The sequence below is a fragment of the Massilia aquatica genome (genome assembly GCF_011682045.1).
In the GTDB taxonomy this organism is placed as follows: Bacteria; Pseudomonadota; Gammaproteobacteria; order Burkholderiales; family Burkholderiaceae_D; genus Telluria_A; species Telluria_A aquatica.
The window spans coordinates 1-207 of sequence record NZ_VVIW01000099.1 but is presented as its reverse complement, the minus strand read 5'-3'; the positions used below and the strand labels follow the sequence as shown (position 1 = coordinate 207).

Below are 207 nucleotides of genomic sequence, written 5' to 3'. Positions count from 1 at the left end.
ACAGAGGCCGTTTTTTCGGATCGATCACCACTTCCTGCTTGCCAATCCGGCCGAGTGCCACAATCAGTTCGGACGGGTGATCGCGTAGTTGCTCGAGCATTGCTTCCGAGCGGTAGCCTGCATCGGCGAGCACCAGCTCAGCATCGTCACCGACGTTGCGCTTTACCGCCGCCAGCACCGTCGCCAATTGACCACTATCGGCGGCAC

The 207-nt window shown here is 60.4% G+C and carries 1 pseudogene; it reads right to left on the bottom strand.

Features of this window, described 5'->3' with window-relative positions:
- A pseudogene (locus tag F1609_RS33975) lies at positions 1 to 207 on the bottom strand (IS5/IS1182 family transposase); the annotation flags it as partial.